The sequence below is a fragment of the Cetobacterium sp. genome, assembly GCF_977044495.1.
Genome location: NZ_CDRRQU010000101.1, coordinates 1 through 1,193 on the forward strand (window position 1 = coordinate 1; position 1,193 = coordinate 1,193).

Below are 1,193 nucleotides of genomic sequence, written 5' to 3' on the forward strand. Positions count from 1 at the left end.
ATCTCCTCCTACTAATATATTACTTCCAGTTACTTTAGTATCAAGGCTTGTACTTTGATTCTTTGAAGCTTCTGTTTTTAATCCAACTTCAAAATTAAGATCTTTAACAGAACCAAAAATACTTGTTTTAGTTTTATGCTTTTCACTTTCTTTCTTAGTAATGTCATCACCTGCAACAATATTAACATCTTTTCCTGCTGATATATTAATATCTTTTCCTGATTCTACATCTGAAGCTATTACATTTACATTATTATTAGCTTTGATATTAATATCTTCAGTAGCACCAACATAAGAACCAACATTTTTATAATTTATTTCTTTATCTTTTTCATATCTTCCAGATAATCCTAAGAATCCTGTCTTTATACTTTCATGGTGTTCAGAACTTCCTTCAAGTCCAGAAGAAATTACTACATTATTACCAGCTTCAAGATTAAGTTCTTTATCACTTACAACATTACTTACAACTACATTTATATTATTTCCTGCTTCTACATTCATGTTATTTCCTGATATAAAATTACTTACATTTATTGTTTCATCATATTTTATATCAATACTTTCTTTACTCTTAAAGAATCCACTTGAACTTTTATGCTTTTCTGTACTTTCACTATCAACAGAACCAACAATATTAATATTTTCACCAGCTTTTACATTCAAATCTTTATTTGCTACAACATCTGAACCAATAGCTGTTAAATTTTTACCAGCTTCAAGATTAATATTTTCTCCTGAAATATTACTTCCTATATTTTCTTCTTTTCTATTTATTGTATAATTTTTACTGCTTCCTGTTTGCTTTTGTGTTACTGTTTCAACTGAATCAAGATTAATATTTTCACTTGCTTTAATATTAACTGTATCTTTAGCTAAAACTTCCCCACCAGCATTACTAAAATCTTTTCCTGAATCTATTATTATATTTTCTCCACTTATAACTCCTTTTCCTACTATATCTGTAACTGTATCTTTATAAGTATTATCATTAATATGAACTTTTGTATCATTAACTATATTTCCATTTTCTGTATTTAGTATTATATTTTCATCTGCAATAATACTTCCACCTTTATTTACAATATCATTCTTAGAAACAATAGTTATATTTTCTCCTTCAATAGAAGCATATGCTCCATTTCTTAAACTTTCACTTATAAGATTATCAGTTTTTATTGTTACTCCTTTTT

1 protein-coding gene is annotated in these 1,193 nt (G+C 26.5%); it reads right to left on the reverse strand.

What is annotated here, in order from left to right:
• Nucleotides 1-1,193, reverse strand: a 1,193-nt coding sequence (locus ACWI69_RS12180; protein WP_448822101.1) for a hemagglutinin repeat-containing protein, incomplete at both ends; no start/stop codon positions are given.